The following is a 15,884-nucleotide window of genomic DNA, read 5'->3' as shown; positions in this document are numbered from 1 at the left end:
TTTGTGGAAAGCGTGTTGCGACATCACGCCATTTTTGCTTGCGCGGCACATCAAGCTGAGCCCAGTGGGGTGCCAAAGGCAGTAAAACGGCTTGTTCAGTCTTGCTCAATTGCGACCAAGTGGGGCCAGTCTCCTCGGCATAGGCTTGTTGGGGGCCCCCCAACAAGGTGACCATCCCTATCCCGGCACACAAAATGAAGGCCCACGTTGGGCGGCTGATCATGCGAAACATCTCGATGGAAACCATCTCTCATTCCAGCGCGATATCTTGCGGTTCCTTGAGGAATTCGGAGAACCCCGGATCTGTGTACGCTGAAAGGGGTAAGGGATCGCCCAAGAGCGCGGCATCGACCTCAGCGGCGGCTTCTATTTGCTCTTGATACTGCCACTCATGCACCAGCAACAAGCCACAAACCAACACAGCAAGCGGTGCAAAGGTGCCCAGTTTGACCCACCATGATGCGTGGTCACCGCCAGATCCGCCGCCGAGCAGTGCTGCACCCATGCCACGACCGACGACCGAGAGGCTAGGGGTGCTTTGTTGACTCTTTTGGCGTTGACGTTGGCGTGCTTGACGTGCCTTGTCGATGGCCATCAAACGAGAAACGCGCAAGCGCTCTTGGACGTGGTGCGGCAGCGCACCCTCATCCCGTTCCAAACAGGTGGTGATCTTGTAGCCGAACCGAGCCTCCAAGGCTGCTTGCTCGGGAGCCGCCATCAGTTGTGCATCACGTTCGGTATTCATCACAGTGTTATTCCCCGCAGTTTTAACGCCTTGGCCAACGCATGAACGGCCCGCGAGCAATGCGTCTTCACGCTTCCCTCGGAGCATCCCATGGTCTGGGCCGTTTCGGCAACATCCATCTCCTCCCAGTAACGCATCAGGAAGGCTTCCCGTTGACGTGTGGGCAGCTTTGTCAGCTCATCTTCAATGGCTGCGCGAGTCTGGGTGCGTTCCAAAGCGTCAGCACTGCTTTCTGTGCCGGTGGTGGACTCTAAATTTTCGAGTGATTCGAGAAAATCAAAATCACCGTCGCTATCGTCACCCTCGAAATCGCTGAAGTTATGCAGCACCGCATTACGAACTTTTTGATGGCGAAACCAATCCATCATCGTGTTCGAAAGGATGCGCTGAAACAGCATGGGCCATTCGGCCGCCGGGCGGTCGCTGTACCGTTCGGAGAGCTTGATCATGGTGTCTTGGACGATGTCCAAGGCAGCTTCATCATCTCTTACGGAATAGACGGCTCGCTTAAAGGCACGTTTTTCAACGTTGCGCAGGAAGTCGGAGAGTTCGCGGTCGCTGCTCAAGGGCCGTTCGCCATGGGGGTTGTCGGGGCGGCGCGATTATGGCGCATTAAGCCAGATGTCCAACGGTTGGACTGCCCAAGTGCTCAGTGAATGCGATAATGGAGGGCTGCATAACCTGCATGACTGGTCTGAACTGTTTGCCCGACCCGGGTCTTTCCGTTTTGGCCGCGCAGGTCCTGAATCCGCCCCACAAGGGTGCGATGGTTGCTTTGGCTGCCATCACGAGGATGGACACCGTTCGATTTTCGTCAGAGAAAACCCGAAAGGTTCGAGATGAACATGTCTGCCGCGGAACACAAACTTAGCAATCCAATGTCAACCCCACACGATCATGCTGCCGGTCCGGAGATCAATGGCTCCGAGATCTTGGTTCGATGCCTTCAAGCCGAAGGCGTGAAATACATCTGGGGCTACCCTGGCGGGTCTGTCCTCTATATCTACGACGCAATCTACCAGCAAGACAGCTTCCTGCACGTGCTGGTGCGCCACGAACAAGCTGCTGTGCATGCCGCTGACGGCTATGCCCGCGCGACAGGCAACGTGGGTGTGGCGCTGGTTACCTCGGGTCCGGGTGTGACCAATGCGGTAACAGGTATCGCCACGGCCTACATGGACTCCATCCCGATGGTGATCATCACCGGGCAGGTGCCAACAGCCGCCATTGGTCTTGATGCCTTCCAAGAGTGCGACACGGTGGGCATCACCCGTCCGGTGGTCAAGCACAATTTCTTGGTCAAGGATGTGCGCGATCTGGCAGGCGTTCTCAAGAAGGCGTTCCACATTGCCCGTACCGGCCGACCCGGCCCGGTGGTAGTGGATATCCCCAAGGACGTCTCGTTCAATAAGACCGCTTTCCATTACCCCGAATCGGTGGAAATGCGCTCCTACAACCCGGTGCGCAAGGGCCATGGCGGACAAATCCGCAAGGCTGTGCAGCTGCTGTTGTCGGCCAAGCGGCCCTACATCTATACCGGCGGTGGCGTGATTTTGGCCAACGCATCGGCCGAATTGCGTGAACTGTGCGATTTGCTGGGGTACCCCGTCACCAATACGTTGATGGGCTTGGGTGCGATTGCCTCGTCTGATCCGAAGTTCCTTGGCATGCTGGGCATGCACGGGACTTATGAAGCCAACATGACCATGCAGAACGCCGATGTCGTTCTGGCCGTGGGTGCGCGTTTCGACGACCGTGTGATTGGCAATCCCAAGCACTTTGCATCGGTGGATCGCAAGATCATTCACATCGACATCGACCCGTCCTCCATCTCCAAGCGCGTCAAGGTGGATGTGCCCATCGTGGGCGATGTGCGTGACGTGTTGCGTGAGTTGATTGCGCAAATTCGCGAAACTCAGCAGCGTACTGAACCGGCTGCCTTGGCCGCTTGGTGGGATCAGATTCAGCTGTGGCGGGGTCGTGAGTGCCTGAAGTACAAGCTCTCCGACGATGTCATCAAGCCGCAAGCCGTGGTTGAAAAGCTCTGGGAGCTGACGCGGGGCCGCGACACCTACATCACGTCTGACGTCGGTCAGCACCAGATGTGGGCGGCGCAGTACTTCAAGTTCGATGAGCCGCGTCGCTGGATCAACTCCGGCGGTTTGGGCACCATGGGCGTGGGCTTGCCCTATGCCATGGGCATCAAGCTGGCCAAGCCGGACTCGGATGTGTTCTGCATCACCGGCGAAGGCTCGATCCAGATGAACATCCAAGAGCTTTCGACCTGCCAGCAGTACAAGACGCCGGTCAAAATCATTGCCCTGAACAACCGTTATCTAGGCATGGTGCGGCAGTGGCAAGAGTTGAACTATGAAGGTCGCTACGCCCACAGCTACATGGACGCGCTGCCGGACTTCGTCAAGTTGGCCGAAGCCTACGGGCATGTGGGTTTGAAGATCGAGAAGCCGTCTGAGATTGAGCCCGCCCTCAGAGAATTGATTCGTTTGAAGGATCGCACCGTGTTTCTGGACGTGCGCACTGACCCGACCGAAAACGTCTGGCCGATGGTGCAAGCCGGTAAAGGCATCTCTGAAATGCTGCTGGGATCCGAGGACCTCTGATCATGAAACACATCATTGCCTTGCTGCTCGAAAACGAGCCTGGTGCCTTGTCGCGCGTCGTCGCCTTGTTCTCGGCTCGGGGCTACAACATCGAAAGCCTCACCGTTGCCCCGACCGAGGATGCCTCTCTGTCGCGCATGACCATCGTCACGAATGGCTCGGACGAAGTGATTGAGCAGATCACCAAGCATCTGAACCGCTTGATCGAAGTGGTCAAAGTGGTGGATCTGACCGAAGGCAGCTTCACGGCTCGTGAGTTGCTGTTGGTCAAGGTGCGTGCTGTCGGTAAGGAGCGCGAGGAGATGAAGCGTATGGCTGACATCTTCCGGGGTCGCATCATCGACGTGACCGACAAGACCTACACCATCGAACTCACCGGCGACTCTGGAAAGCTCGACGCTTTCATGGAAGCCGTGGATCGCACTGCGATTCTTGAGACCGTCCGTACCGGCTCCAGTGGCATTGGTCGCGGCGAACGCATCCTGCGCGTCTGAGGCCTTTTCAGCCCGCCCGCAGTCTTCTTTTTTCATCCCGTTCATTTTCCAAGGATAGTTTCCATGAAGGTCTACTACGACAAGGACGCCGATCTCAGCCTGATCAAGGGCAAGCAAGTTGCGATCATCGGCTATGGCTCCCAAGGCCACGCCCACGCCCAAAACCTGAACGACAGCGGCGTGAACGTCACCGTCGGTCTGCGTCGTGGCGGTGCTTCTTGGGCCAAGGTCGAAAAGGCTGGTCTGAAGGTGGCTGAAGTCGCTGAAGCCGTCAAGGCCGCCGACGTGGTCATGATTCTGTTGCCCGACGAGCAAATCGCCGACGTCTACAAGCGCGAGATTGAACCCAACATCCGTCAAGGCGCTTCGCTGGTGTTTGCTCACGGCTTCAATGTCCATTACGGCCAAGTCATTCCGCGTGATGACCTGGACGTCTGGATGGTGGCCCCGAAGGCTCCTGGTCACACCGTGCGTGGCACCTACGCTCAAGGTGGCGGCGTGCCCCACCTGATCGCTGTGCATGCTGACAAGACTGGCAAGGCCCGTGATCTGGCCCTGAGCTACGCAGCGGCCAATGGCGGCGGTAAGGCCGGCATCATCGAAACCAACTTCCGCGAAGAAACCGAAACCGATCTGTTCGGCGAACAAGCCGTCTTGTGCGGTGGTGCGGTTGAGCTGATCAAGGCGGGTTTCGAAACGCTGACCGAAGCGGGTTACGCGCCTGAAATGGCTTATTTCGAGTGCTTGCACGAACTGAAGCTGATCGTTGACCTGATTTATGAAGGCGGCATCGCCAACATGAACTACTCGATCTCGAACAACGCCGAATACGGCGAGTACGTCACTGGCCCGCGCGTCGTCACCGAAGACACCAAGAACGCCATGCGTCAGTGCTTGAAGGACATCCAGACCGGCGAATACGCCAAGTCCTTCATCTTGGAAAACAAGGCCGGTGCGCCGACCCTGATCTCGCGTCGTCGCCTGACGGCTGAGCATCCGATTGAGCAAGTCGGTGAACAGCTGCGCGCCATGATGCCTTGGATCAAGGCCAACAAGTTGGTCGATAAGAGCCGCAACTGATCAAGCTGAAGCCCTGCTTTTGCTTGCTAAAAAGGTGCCGTTGATCGGCACCTTTTTTTATGGCCGAGATCAGGCATGGCCGATAATCGGCGCATGGATCATTTTTCTGGGCAGGACCGTGCGATGGAATCGGGGCGTCAAGACGAGGGTGTGATGGAAGCAGGCAATGGGTCTGACGGCATCCGCCCTCGGCGTAAGGGCATCTATATCTTGCCGAACTTGTTCACTCTGGCGGCTCTTTTTGGTGGTTTTTACGCCATCGTCATGGCCATGAATGGGCATTTCGACAATGCGGCCATTGGGGTCATGTGTGCGATGGTGCTCGACAGTCTTGATGGCCGTGTGGCTCGCATGACCAACACCACCAGTGCCTTTGGTGAGCAAATGGACAGCCTCTCCGACATGGTGTCCTTTGGTGCTGCACCCGCGTTGATTGTTTATGAGTGGTCGCTCAAGGGGCTTGGCAAGGTAGGCTGGATTGCTGCCTTTGTCTATTGCGCTGCCGCAGCCCTGCGGTTGGCCCGCTTCAACACCAACATCGGCGTGGTGGACAAGCGTTTCTTCCAAGGCTTGCCCAGCCCGGCCGCAGCGGCACTGGTGGTCGGTTTCATCTGGGTGCTGGATGACGCTGGCGTCAAGGGCGTTTCGCAGGTCGAGTGGTTGAGTTGGTTCACTTGCGGTCTGACCTTGTACGCGGGGCTGACGATGGTGACCAACGTGCCGTTCTACAGCTTCAAAGATGTCAGCTTCAAACGCTCGGTGCCGTTCATCGTGATCGTGGCGATTGCCTTGGCCTTTGCGCTGATTGCTTATCACCCGCCGATCGTGTTGTTTGGTTTGTTCGTGGTCTACGGTTTCTCGGGTTACGGCGTTTATCTTTTCCGCAAGCTGAAAGGTCGGCCCGTGAGTCTGATGTCCACGTCCACCGATGAGCCTGAAGAGCAGGGATTACACCGCTGAGCCTTGCGCTTTAGCGTGTCGGGTCTGCGTGTTATATTTGCCCGCATGACTTTTCGCGTTGCCACACCCTTTTCGCAACTCCTTCTAGAAGTGCTTCTTCTAGGCGAGTTGTTGCGGGCGCGCTGACCAGTCCTACCTGTTTTTCTGGATCAACGGCCCGCATAGCGCAACGCTGCGGGCCGTTGGTTTTTGCGGGTACAGCGTTCGAGTCGAGACCCCTCGGAGATATTTATGAGCGACAAGCTGATCATTTTTGATACCACTTTGCGCGATGGCGAGCAGTCACCCGGCGCTTCGATGACGCGCGATGAAAAGCTGCGTATTGCCCGCCAACTGGAGCGCCTCAAGGTGGACGTGATCGAAGCCGGCTTTGCCGCTTCCAGCAACGGCGACTTTGAAGCGGTCAAGGCCATTGCCGATCTGATCAAGGACTCGACCATTTGCTCCTTGGCGCGCGCCAACGAACGCGATATTTCGCGTGCGGCCGAAGCCCTGCGCGGGGCGCGCTCCTCGCGTATTCACACCTTCATCGCCACCAGTGCGTTGCACATGGAGAAGAAGCTGCGCATGACGCCGGATCAGGTCTATGAACAGGCCAAGGTGGCGGTGCGCTTTGCGCGTCAGCATTGCGAACAAGTTGAGTTTTCGCCCGAAGATGGCTATCGCTCGGACATGGACTTCCTCTGTCGCGTGATTGAAGCCGTGATCGCTGAAGGGGCGACAACCATCAATGTGCCCGATACGGTGGGCTACGCCATCCCTGAGCTCTACGGCAACTTCATCCGTACCTTGCGTGAGCGTGTGCCCAATTCTGACAAGGCGATTTGGTCGGTGCATTGTCATAACGATTTGGGCATGGCGGTGGCCAATTCTTTGGCCGGCGTCAAGATTGGTGGCGCGCGCCAAGTGGAATGCACCATCAACGGCTTGGGTGAACGCGCTGGCAACTGCTCGCTTGAAGAAGTGGTGATGGCGGTCAAGACGCGGCGCGACTACTTTGATCTGGATGTAGGCATCGACACCACGCAGATCGTGCCGGCCTCGCGCATGGTCGCCCAGACCACAGGTTTTGTGGTCCAGCCCAACAAGGCGGTGGTCGGAGCCAACGCTTTTGCCCACGCCTCAGGCATCCATCAAGACGGCGTGCTCAAGGCGCGTGATACCTACGAAATCATGCGCGCCGAAGACGTGGGCTGGAGCGCCAACAAGATCGTGTTGGGCAAGCTGTCGGGGCGCAACGCCTTCAAGCAGCGTCTGCAAGATCTGGGCATCGAGATGAGCTCGGAGGCCGAAATCAACACGACCTTCATGAAGTTCAAGGACTTAGCAGATCGCAAAAGTGAGATCTTTGACGAGGATATTTTGGCCTTGGTCAACGATGACGGTGCCCGCAGCGACGACGAGCATTTCAGGCTGCTTGCCTTGTCCCAGAGCTCCGAAATGGGTGAGCGTCCCCAAGCCAAGGTGGTTTTTGCTGCGGGGGCGGAAGAGCATCACTCCGAATCCGAAGGCAATGGGCCGGTCGATGCCAGCATCAAAGCCATTGAGAGCAAGGTGCGCAGCGGCGCTGAGTTACTGCTCTATTCCGTCAATGCGATCACTTCGGGGAGCACCGAATCCCAAGGCGAAGTGACCGTGCGGCTTCAGCAAGGGGGCCGAATTGTCAATGGTGTCGGTGCCGATCCCGATATCGTGGTGGCCTCTGCCAAGGCTTATTTGGCAGCGCTCAATAAATTGCGTAGCAAAAACGACCGCGTGGCAGCACAAGGCTGATCAGCCCGTTTGCGCCAAGCCCTGAATCAAGGGGTGAGAGTGTGCTTGTGAAAGCACACTCTCACGTTTCCTTCATCTTCTGACGTTGCTGCGTAGGTTGCTTTCCCCTAGACTCATAGGGCCCATTGATGGGCGCATATAGCCCTTGGGTTTCATCGTGTCCATGCAAAAATTTCGTCCTCTGTTGAATGCTTCTTTGCTTCGTGCGCTGATGTTGAGTGTCAGTTTCTCGGGTTTGGTACTGGGTGTTGCCGAACCTGTTCACGCTGCAAAAAAAGCCACGCATCTCAAAAAAGCCAAGGCCAAACATGGCAGTTCAGCGGGGTATGCCGCGCCGGTTTCGTTTGGCCGAAGTTACGGCCTACACGCAACGCGGGATGCCCTCTCTCTTGAGTCCAGTGTGGCCTTGGTGGTGGATCAGAACACCTCTGAAGTCCTGTTCAGCAAAAATCCTTCGGCGGTTTTACCCATTGCCTCCCTGACCAAACTGATGACGGCGTTGGTGGTGGTTGAAAGCCGATTACCGATGGATGAGATCCTCGAAGTGACGGATGAGGATGTCGATAACGAGAAACACAGCCGCTCTCGGCTCAGCGTGGGTGCGCGCTTATCGCGTGAGCAGATGCTGCATCTGGCGCTGATGTCGTCTGAGAACCGGGCCGCCAGCTCACTTGGGCGTCATTTCCCGGGGGGTGAACAGGCCTTTGTGGCGGTGATGAATCGCAAGGCCGAGCAGCTCGGGATGCACGATACGCACTATGTCGAACCGACAGGGCTGTCGAGCAAGAACCAATCAAGCGCCATGGATCTGGCCCGTTTGGTCATGGCGGCCTATACACAGCCACTGATACGGGAGTTCTCAACCTCACCAGCGGATCAAATCACGGTGGGCAGTCGAGTGATTCCGTATCGCAACACCAACGCGCTGGTACGCAATCCAGCTTGGGAAATTGGCCTTCAAAAGACCGGCTATATCGCCGAAGCTGGGCGCTGTATGGTCATGCAGACGCATCTTGCTGATCGCGATGTGGTGATGGTTTTTCTTGACTCACAAGGCAAAAATTCGCGAATTGCTGATGCTGAACGCGTGCGCCGTTGGATGCTCCATCGGGCTCAAACCGAGCAAGTGCCCTCAGAGCCGCGACACATCGTGGCCCCGGTGTCCTGAGGGCGCTTCAGGGCGCGCGATACCCCAGCGCCGTGGAAATTTGCGCGGCTGTTTCTCTGAGTCGATCACACCAACTTTCCTCTAAGCGATCAGAGGGAGCGGAGATCGACAAGCCCGCGATGAGCCGGCCTTGGTCGTCGTAGATGCCGGCGGCCATGCACCGAACGCCCAGCTCCAACTCCTCGTTGTCACGTGCGATCTCACGTTGGCGAACACGAGAGAGTTCGCGCTCCAATTGACCCAAATCGGTGAGGCTGTTGCGGGTGTGACCCGCCAAGCCGGTGCGCATGGCGTAGGCGCGCACCTTGGTCGGGTCGTCTTGAGCCAGAAACAACTTGCCCACTGAGGTCAGATGCAGCGGGGCACGGCCCCCGATGGCGCGCACCACCTGCATCCCTGATCGTTCACTGAAGCTGCGTTCGATATAGACGATCTCATCGCCTTGCCGGACCGATAGATTGATCGGTTGGAGTGTCAGCTTGTGCAGCTCACGCATCGGGCCAATGGCGGCATCACGGACATCCAACCGTGCCTTGACGAGATTACCCAGCTCCAGCAGGCGCATGCCCAAGCGGTACGTCCCTGCGGCCGGACGGTCCACAAAACGGCCCACCGCCAGATCATTGAGGATGCGATGCGCAGTGGATGGATGCAAGCCGCTCTGGGCGCTGATCTGTTTCAGGGCCACCGGGTCTTGATGGCTTGCCAACACATCCAAGACGGCAAACACACGTTCAAGGACTTGGATCGTTGGCGTTGCGCTGTCTTTGGAGGTCATGGTGGCGTGAGAACGTGGATGAGCCTATTTTGCATGACGAAATTGGCTCATCAAGGGATGAAAAAAACCGCCGGCAAAATATTAAGGGTTATCACTAGGATGATACGCAAGCAGCTGGTAAGTGTGTCTGGGTGACACTCTGCACTGACGCGGGCCACACATTGAAAAAGACCCATGGGTTGATGGTAGAGTCGTCCTCCGCCAGTCGGTCAAGCCGTGTCGCGGAAGGTTTTTCAACCCATCAAAGCCTTGCATACCAAGGCAAAAGGTGAGCGCAGATGATGCAAGAATACAGATCGAACTCGTACCTCTTCGGTGGTAATGCGCCCTATGTCGAGGAGATGTACGAGTCGTATCTCGACAACCCGGGCTCCGTGCCGGACAACTGGCGCAGCTACTTCGACGCCCTACAAAACGTCCCGGCCACCGATGGGTCGGACACGCGCGATGTGGCTCATGCCCCGGTGATCGAGTCCTTTGCCCAGCGCGCGAAATCCAATGCGTTTGCGCTCAAAGCCAGCTCGGCCGATCTCGCTGTGGCGCGCAAGCAAGTGCATGTGCAGTCGCTGATTGCGGCGTATCGCTTCTTGGGCTCACGCTGGGCGGACCTCGATCCGCTCAAGCGTCACGAGCGGCCCAAGATTCCCGAGCTGGAGCCGGCGTTCTACGACCTGAGCGAGTCCGATATGGACATCACGTTCAGCGCCACGAACACCTACTTCACCAAAGCGGAAAACATGACGCTGCGCGAGATCGTGCAAGCGTTGCGTGAAACCTATTGCGGCTCGGTGGGTGCGGAGTACATGCACATCACCGATCCCACGGAGAAGCGTTGGTGGCAGGAACGGCTGGAAGCGATCCGCAGCAAGCCGAGTTTTTCGGTTGAAGAGAAAAAACACATTCTTGAGCGTTTGACCGCTGCGGAAGGGCTGGAGCGTTTTCTCCACACCAAGTACGTCGGCCAGAAGCGCTTCTCGCTCGAAGGTGGCGAAAGTTTCATCGCTTCCATGGATGAACTGGTGCAGCGCGCCGGTGCCAAGGGCGTGCAAGAAATCGTCATCGGCATGGCCCACCGGGGCCGGCTGAACGTGCTGGTGAACACTTTGGGCAAGATGCCCAAGGACTTGTTTGCCGAGTTCGATCACACCGCACCGGAAGACCTGCCGGCCGGCGACGTGAAGTACCACCAAGGCTTCTCCAGCGACATCCCGACCAAAGGGGGCGCGGTTCACTTGAGCTTGGCCTTCAATCCTTCCCACCTCGAAATCGTTAATCCGGTGGTCGAAGGCTCCGTCAAGGCGCGGATGGATCGTCGGGGGGATAAGGAAGGCGCACAAGTGCTGCCGGTGCTGGTGCATGGGGACGCGGCTTTTGCCGGTCAAGGCGTGGTGATGGAAACCTTGGCCTTGGCGCAGACCCGGGGCTACTACACGGGGGGCACGGTGCATCTGGTGATCAATAACCAGATCGGGTTCACCACCTCTGACCCGCGCGACAGCCGCTCGACGCTGTACTGCTCGGATGTCGTCAAGATGATCGAAGCGCCGGTGCTACACGTCAACGGCGATGATCCTGAAGCTGTGGTGCTGTGTACGCAGCTGGCCATGGACTACCGCCAAGAGTTCAAGAAGGACGTGGTGGTCGATATCGTCTGCTTCCGCAAGCTGGGCCACAACGAGCAAGACACGCCCTCGCTGACGCAGCCGCTGATGTACAAAAAGATCAGCGCCCATCCGGGTACACGGCGTCTTTACGGTGAAAAGTTGGTGGCGCAGAACGTGCTCTCGGCCGATGGTCCTGACCAGATGGCCAAGGATTTCCGTGCCGCCATGGATGCGGGCAAGCACACGGTGGATCCGGTGCTGACCAACTTCAAGAGCAAGTACGCCGTCGATTGGCTGCCTTACTTGGGGCGCAAGTGGACCGATGCCGCCGACACTGCACTGCCGCTGACCGAGATTCGGCGCTTGGCCGAAAAGATCACCACCATTCCGGCCAACTTCAAGGTGCATCCGTTGGTCGAGAAGGTCATCGCCGATCGCGCTGCGATGGGTCGAGGCCAGATCAACGTGGATTGGGGCATGGGTGAACACTTGGCCTACGCCTCGTTGGTGGCCTCGGGCTACGCGGTGCGTTTGTCGGGCGAGGACTGCGGTCGGGGCACGTTTGTGCATCGCCACGCCGTGTTGCACGACCAAAACCGCGAGAAGTGGGACATCGGCACCTATGTTCCTTTGGAGAACATTGCCGAGAACCAAGCGCCGTTCGTCGTCATTGATTCGATCCTGTCCGAAGAGGCCGTGCTGGGCTTTGAGTATGGCTATGCCGGCTCGGATCCGAACACGCTCACCATCTGGGAAGGTCAATTCGGCGACTTTGTCAACGGCGCTCAAGTGGTGATCGACCAGTTCATCGCCTCGGGTGAAGTGAAATGGGGTCGCGCCAATGGCATCACCTTGATGCTGCCGCACGGCTATGAGGGGCAGGGGCCGGAGCACTCCTCCGCACGCTTGGAGCGCTTCATGCAGCTGGCGGCGGACACCAACATGCAGATCGTGCAGCCGACTTCGGCCAGCCAGATCTTCCATGTGCTGCGTCGCCAAATGGTGCGTCAGTTCCGCAAGCCGCTGGTCATCATGACGCCGAAGTCGCTGCTGCGTAACAAGGACGCCACCTCACCGCTCAACGAGTTCACCAAGGGTGAGTTCCGCACCGTGATCGGTGACCAAAGCACGACCGTGGATGCCTCCAAGGTCAAGCGTCTGATCGCTTGTTCGGGCAAGGTCTATTACGACTTGGTCAAGAAGCGCGAGGAGAAAAAGACCGATGTGGCGGTCATTCGGGTCGAGCAGCTCTATCCTTTTCCGCACAAAGCGTTCGCTAACGAACTGAAGAAGTACCCCAACTTGGCCGATATTGTTTGGTGCCAAGACGAGCCGCAGAACCAAGGTGCTTGGTTCTTCGTGCAGCATCAGATCCACGAGAACATGCAAGAAGGACAGAAGCTTGGGTACGCCGGGCGTCCGGCCTCGGCTTCGCCGGCGGTGGGTTACGCCCACTTGCACCAAGAGCAGCAAAAGGCCTTGCTTGATCAAGCCTTCGCCAAGCTCAAGGGCTTCGTTCTGTCCAAATAACGCATTCAGACCTCATCATGGCTATCGTAGACGTCAAAGTTCCCCAACTCTCCGAATCCGTCGCTGAAGCGACTTTGCTGACTTGGAAGAAAAAGCCCGGTGATGCCGTGGCAATCGATGAAATTCTCATCGAGATCGAAACCGACAAGGTCGTGCTTGAAGTGCCCGCACCCGCTGCCGGTGTTATCGCAGCGCTGGTGGTGGCTGACGGTGGCACGGTGGTGAGTGATCAGGTCATTGCCCAGATCGACACCGAGGGCAAGGCGAGTGCCGCTGCTCCGGCGGCCCAGGCGGTGGCTGCTTCAGCTTCCGTGCCCGCTGCTGTCGTGGGTGGCAACAAGGGTGATGTGGCCATGCCTGCCGCTGCCAAGTTGTTGGCCGATAACCACCTGTCCGTCAGCACCGTGGCGGGTACCGGCAAGGATGGTCGCGTCACCAAGGGCGATGTGTTGGCTGTTGTGGCCGCAGGCAGTGCCGCCAAGCCGGCTGCTGCGGCGGCCCCCGCTGCCGCGCCTAAGGCAGCGGTGCCTGCCCCGGCCAAAGCTGCTTTGCCCGCCGTGGCGGCACCGAGCACAGGCCTCAACTTGGGCGAGCGGCCTGAGCAGCGCGTGCCCATGAGCCGCCTGCGTGCCCGTGTGGCCGAGCGGCTGGTGCAGTCGCAATCGACCAACGCCATCTTGACCACGTTCAACGAAGTGAACATGGCGCCGGTGATGGAGATGCGCAAGAAGTTTCAAGACAAGTTCGAGAAGGAACATGGCGTCAAGCTGGGCTTCATGAGCTTCTTCGTCAAGGCCGCCGTGCATGCCTTGAAGAAGTACCCGGTGCTGAACGCCTCGGTCGATGGCAACGATATCGTCTATCACGGCTACTTCGACATCGGTATTGCCGTGGGCTCGCCCCGTGGCTTGGTCGTGCCGATCATCCGCAACGCCGATCAACTGACCTTCGCTGAGATCGAAAAGAAGATCGCCGAGTTTGGTCAGAAGGCCAAAGATGGCAAGCTGGGCTTGGATGACTTGACCGGCGGGACTTTCTCCATCTCGAACGGTGGCACCTTTGGCTCGATGCTCTCGACGCCCATCATCAACCCGCCGCAGTCGGCCATTCTGGGCGTGCATGCGACCAAGGATCGTGCTGTGGTTGAAAACGGGCAGATCGTGATCCGTCCGATCAACTACTTGGCCATGTCGTATGACCACCGCATCATCGACGGCCGCGAAGCTGTGCTGGGTCTGGTGACCATGAAAGAAGCGCTGGAAGATCCGGCCCGCTTGCTGTTCGATATCTGATCGACATCTGACCATGGGCAGCCTGACGCAAGAACTTGAACGGCTTGATGAGCTGCGCCAGCGCGGTGTGCTCGATGAAGCCGAGTTCCGTCAGGCCAAGGCTCGGCTGTTGGCCGAGTCGGATGGGGCTCACCCCAGCCCCCCTGAAACCGCCTTGAATGAAATCGGTCAAACGGTGGGGCGCTTGCGCCGCAGCCGTTCTGATCGCTGGCTTGGTGGTGTCTGCGGGGGGTTGGCCCGTTTGACCGGCATCGAAAGTTGGGCTTGGCGTCTGGGTGTGACCTTGCTGGTCTGCTTGGGCGGTATTGGCCTCCCGCTCTATGTCTTGCTGTGGCTTTTTGTCCCTGACGAGTGACTCGAATCCCGTGTTACTTCAGGCCAGCCGCAGCCTCTTCTTCTGGATCCAACATGTCTCAATCCTTTGACGTCGTCGTGATCGGCGGCGGCCCCGGCGGCTACATCGCTGCCATCCGTGCCGCACAACTTGGCTTCAACGTGGCCTGCATCGACGCGTGGCAAAACGACAAAGGGGGCCCGGCTCCGGGCGGCACCTGCACCAACGTCGGCTGCATTCCGTCGAAGGCACTGTTGCAATCGAGCGAGCACTTTGAGCACGCCGCGCACCATTTCGGCGACCACGGCATCAGCCTGTCGAATCTGTCGATGGACGTGGCCAAGATGGTGGATCGCAAAAACGCGGTGGTGAAGCAAAACAACGACGGCATCCTCTACCTGCTGAAGAAGAACAAGGTCAGCTTCTTCCACGGGCTGGGCTCCTTTGCCAAGGCGCTTGAAGGGGGTGGCTACGAGATCAACGTCGCGGGTAGCACCAACGAGGTGCTGGTGGCTAAGCAAGTCATCGTCGCCACCGGCTCCAACGCCCGTGCGCTGCCGGGTGCGCCGTTTGACGAAGACAAGATCCTGTCCAACGACGGCGCGCTGCGCATCGCTGCAGTGCCCAAGAAGCTTGGTGTGATCGGCTCGGGTGTGATCGGCTTGGAAATGGGCTCGGTCTGGCGTCGCCTAGGCGCTGAAGTGACCATCCTCGAAGCCATGCCGACCTTCTTGGCTGCCGCCGACGAAGGTGTGGCCAAAGAAGCGCTCAAGGCGTTCAAGAAACAGGGGCTGAAGCTCGAATTCGGCGTCAAGATTTCCAAGGTGGATGCGGCTGGCGACGGTGTGATCGTGTCCTACACCAACGCCAAGGGCGAAGAGCAGCAGCTCGCGGTGGACAAGCTGATCGTCTCGATCGGCCGCACGGCCAACACCCACGGTTTGAATCCTGAAGCGGTTGGCCTCAAGCTCGATGAGCGCGGCCTGATCGTGGTGGACGGCGACTGCAAGACCAACTTGCCTGGCGTTTGGGCGGTGGGTGACGTGGTGCGCGGCCCGATGCTGGCGCACAAGGCCGAGGAAGAAGGCGTGGCGGTGGCTGAGCGCATCGCTGGGCAGCATGGGCACGTTGATTTCTCGATCATCCCGTGGGTGATCTACACCAGTCCAGAAATCGCGTGGGTCGGGCGCACCGAGCAGCAACTCAAAGCTGACGGCGTGGCCTACAAGGCGGGTCAGTTCCCGTTCTTGGCCAATGGTCGTGCCCGAGCGCTGGGCGATACCACCGGCTTCGTCAAGTTTTTGGCCGACGCCAAGACCGACGAGATTTTGGGTGTGCATATCGTCGGCCCGATGGCCTCGGAGTTGATCTCCGAAGCTGTGGTGGCGATGGCGTTCAAGGCGTCAAGCGAAGACATCGCGCGCATCTGTCACGCGCACCCCAGCTTGAGCGAAGCCACCAAGGAAGCGGCCTTGGCTGTGGACAAGCGAACCCTGAACTTCTGA

Annotated in this window: 14 protein-coding genes; 10 read left to right on the top strand and 4 right to left on the bottom strand. The window is 58.4% G+C overall.

Annotation, left to right across the window (positions count from 1 at the left end):
- The 3 genes from AC3VI7_RS02410 to AC3VI7_RS02400 form a co-directional block, all read right to left on the bottom strand.
- Positions 1-247: DUF3106 domain-containing protein (locus AC3VI7_RS02410; protein ID WP_489671379.1), on the bottom strand; the 247-nt coding region annotated here is incomplete at its 3' end.
- Between the two features lie 3 nt (positions 248-250).
- On the bottom strand, positions 251-745 hold the full coding sequence (locus tag AC3VI7_RS02405; protein WP_489668245.1) for a DUF3619 family protein: 495 nt from the start codon (positions 743-745) through the stop codon (positions 251-253).
- Positions 745-1,311: an RNA polymerase sigma factor gene (locus AC3VI7_RS02400; protein WP_489668246.1), complete on the bottom strand. Its 567-nt coding sequence runs from the start codon at positions 1,309-1,311 to the stop codon at positions 745-747. Before AC3VI7_RS02400 ends, AC3VI7_RS02405 begins: the two co-directional genes overlap by 1 nt.
- Before the next feature lie 273 nt (positions 1,312-1,584).
- Here AC3VI7_RS02400 and AC3VI7_RS02395 point away from each other — a divergent pair, with 273 nt between their 5' ends.
- The 6 genes from AC3VI7_RS02395 (at position 1,585) to pbpG (ending at position 8,841) form a co-directional block, all read left to right on the top strand.
- Positions 1,585-3,366 carry an acetolactate synthase 3 catalytic subunit gene (locus tag AC3VI7_RS02395; RefSeq protein ID WP_489668247.1) on the top strand — a complete coding sequence of 594 codons (1,782 nt, stop codon included), beginning with the start codon at positions 1,585-1,587 and terminating at the stop codon, positions 3,364-3,366.
- A gap of 2 nt (positions 3,367-3,368) precedes the next feature.
- Complete coding sequence (ilvN, locus tag AC3VI7_RS02390) at positions 3,369-3,860, top strand: acetolactate synthase small subunit (RefSeq protein WP_369415525.1); 492 nt, start codon at positions 3,369-3,371, stop codon at positions 3,858-3,860.
- A gap of 63 nt (positions 3,861-3,923) precedes the next feature.
- Positions 3,924-4,940: a ketol-acid reductoisomerase gene (ilvC, locus tag AC3VI7_RS02385; protein WP_009453580.1), complete on the top strand. Its 1,017-nt coding sequence runs from the start codon at positions 3,924-3,926 to the stop codon at positions 4,938-4,940.
- A 153-nt stretch (positions 4,941-5,093) separates the two neighbouring features.
- Positions 5,094-5,900 (top strand): CDP-diacylglycerol--serine O-phosphatidyltransferase, encoded by an 807-nt coding sequence (gene pssA / locus AC3VI7_RS02380; protein WP_489668308.1) that lies wholly within the window; start codon positions 5,094-5,096, stop codon positions 5,898-5,900.
- 231 nt (positions 5,901-6,131) lie between these two features.
- Complete coding sequence (locus tag AC3VI7_RS02375; RefSeq protein WP_489668248.1) at positions 6,132-7,673, top strand: 2-isopropylmalate synthase; 1,542 nt, start codon at positions 6,132-6,134, stop codon at positions 7,671-7,673.
- Between the two features lie 211 nt (positions 7,674-7,884).
- Positions 7,885-8,841: a D-alanyl-D-alanine endopeptidase gene (pbpG, locus tag AC3VI7_RS02370; RefSeq protein WP_489668249.1), complete on the top strand. Its 957-nt coding sequence runs from the start codon at positions 7,885-7,887 to the stop codon at positions 8,839-8,841.
- 7 nt (positions 8,842-8,848) lie between these two features.
- On the opposite strand, the gene AC3VI7_RS02365 is transcribed toward pbpG, so the two are convergent.
- Positions 8,849-9,619 carry an IclR family transcriptional regulator gene (locus tag AC3VI7_RS02365; RefSeq protein WP_489668250.1) on the bottom strand — a complete coding sequence of 257 codons (771 nt, stop codon included), beginning with the start codon at positions 9,617-9,619 and terminating at the stop codon, positions 8,849-8,851.
- A 278-nt stretch (positions 9,620-9,897) separates the two neighbouring features.
- On the opposite strand from AC3VI7_RS02365, the gene AC3VI7_RS02360 reads away from it, so the two are divergent.
- From AC3VI7_RS02360 to lpdA, 4 genes are read left to right on the top strand one after another with little or no spacing between them, the layout of a single operon-like run.
- A complete protein-coding gene (locus AC3VI7_RS02360) occupies positions 9,898-12,753 on the top strand; it encodes a 2-oxoglutarate dehydrogenase E1 component (RefSeq protein WP_489668251.1) in 2,856 nt (951 codons plus the stop codon).
- A gap of 17 nt (positions 12,754-12,770) precedes the next feature.
- On the top strand, positions 12,771-14,045 hold the full coding sequence (gene odhB / locus AC3VI7_RS02355; RefSeq protein ID WP_489668252.1) for a 2-oxoglutarate dehydrogenase complex dihydrolipoyllysine-residue succinyltransferase: 1,275 nt from the start codon (positions 12,771-12,773) through the stop codon (positions 14,043-14,045).
- Positions 14,046-14,058: 13 nt separating this feature from the next.
- Positions 14,059-14,400: a PspC domain-containing protein gene (locus AC3VI7_RS02350; RefSeq protein WP_489668253.1), complete on the top strand. Its 342-nt coding sequence runs from the start codon at positions 14,059-14,061 to the stop codon at positions 14,398-14,400.
- 53 nt (positions 14,401-14,453) lie between these two features.
- A complete protein-coding gene (gene lpdA / locus AC3VI7_RS02345; protein ID WP_489668254.1) occupies positions 14,454-15,884 on the top strand; it encodes a dihydrolipoyl dehydrogenase in 1,431 nt (476 codons plus the stop codon).

Source organism: Leptothrix toolikensis (SeqCode) (assembly GCF_057922285.1).
Note: the sequence above shows the minus strand (reverse complement) of the source record. Positions and strands in the feature narration are given on the sequence as shown.

Excerpts from the sequence above, each read along its gene's own strand:
- lpdA (WP_489668254.1), top strand. The coding sequence starts at position 14,454 with ATGTCTCAATCCTTTGACGTCGTCGTGATCGGCGGCGGCCCCGGCGGC.
- pbpG (WP_489668249.1), top strand. The coding sequence starts at position 7,885 with ATGTTGAGTGTCAGTTTCTCGGGTTTGGTACTGGGTGTTGCCGAACCT.
- ilvC (WP_009453580.1), top strand. The coding sequence starts at position 3,924 with ATGAAGGTCTACTACGACAAGGACGCCGATCTCAGCCTGATCAAGGGC.
- AC3VI7_RS02360 (WP_489668251.1), top strand. The coding sequence starts at position 9,898 with ATGATGCAAGAATACAGATCGAACTCGTACCTCTTCGGTGGTAATGCG.
- pssA (WP_489668308.1), top strand. The coding sequence starts at position 5,094 with ATGGAAGCAGGCAATGGGTCTGACGGCATCCGCCCTCGGCGTAAGGGC.
- AC3VI7_RS02365 (WP_489668250.1), bottom strand. The coding sequence starts at position 9,619 with ATGACCTCCAAAGACAGCGCAACGCCAACGATCCAAGTCCTTGAACGT.
- AC3VI7_RS02395 (WP_489668247.1), top strand. The coding sequence starts at position 1,585 with ATGAACATGTCTGCCGCGGAACACAAACTTAGCAATCCAATGTCAACC.
- odhB (WP_489668252.1), top strand. The coding sequence starts at position 12,771 with ATGGCTATCGTAGACGTCAAAGTTCCCCAACTCTCCGAATCCGTCGCT.
- AC3VI7_RS02350 (WP_489668253.1), top strand. The coding sequence starts at position 14,059 with ATGGGCAGCCTGACGCAAGAACTTGAACGGCTTGATGAGCTGCGCCAG.
- AC3VI7_RS02375 (WP_489668248.1), top strand. The coding sequence starts at position 6,132 with ATGAGCGACAAGCTGATCATTTTTGATACCACTTTGCGCGATGGCGAG.
- AC3VI7_RS02405 (WP_489668245.1), bottom strand. The coding sequence starts at position 745 with ATGAATACCGAACGTGATGCACAACTGATGGCGGCTCCCGAGCAAGCA.
- ilvN (WP_369415525.1), top strand. The coding sequence starts at position 3,369 with ATGAAACACATCATTGCCTTGCTGCTCGAAAACGAGCCTGGTGCCTTG.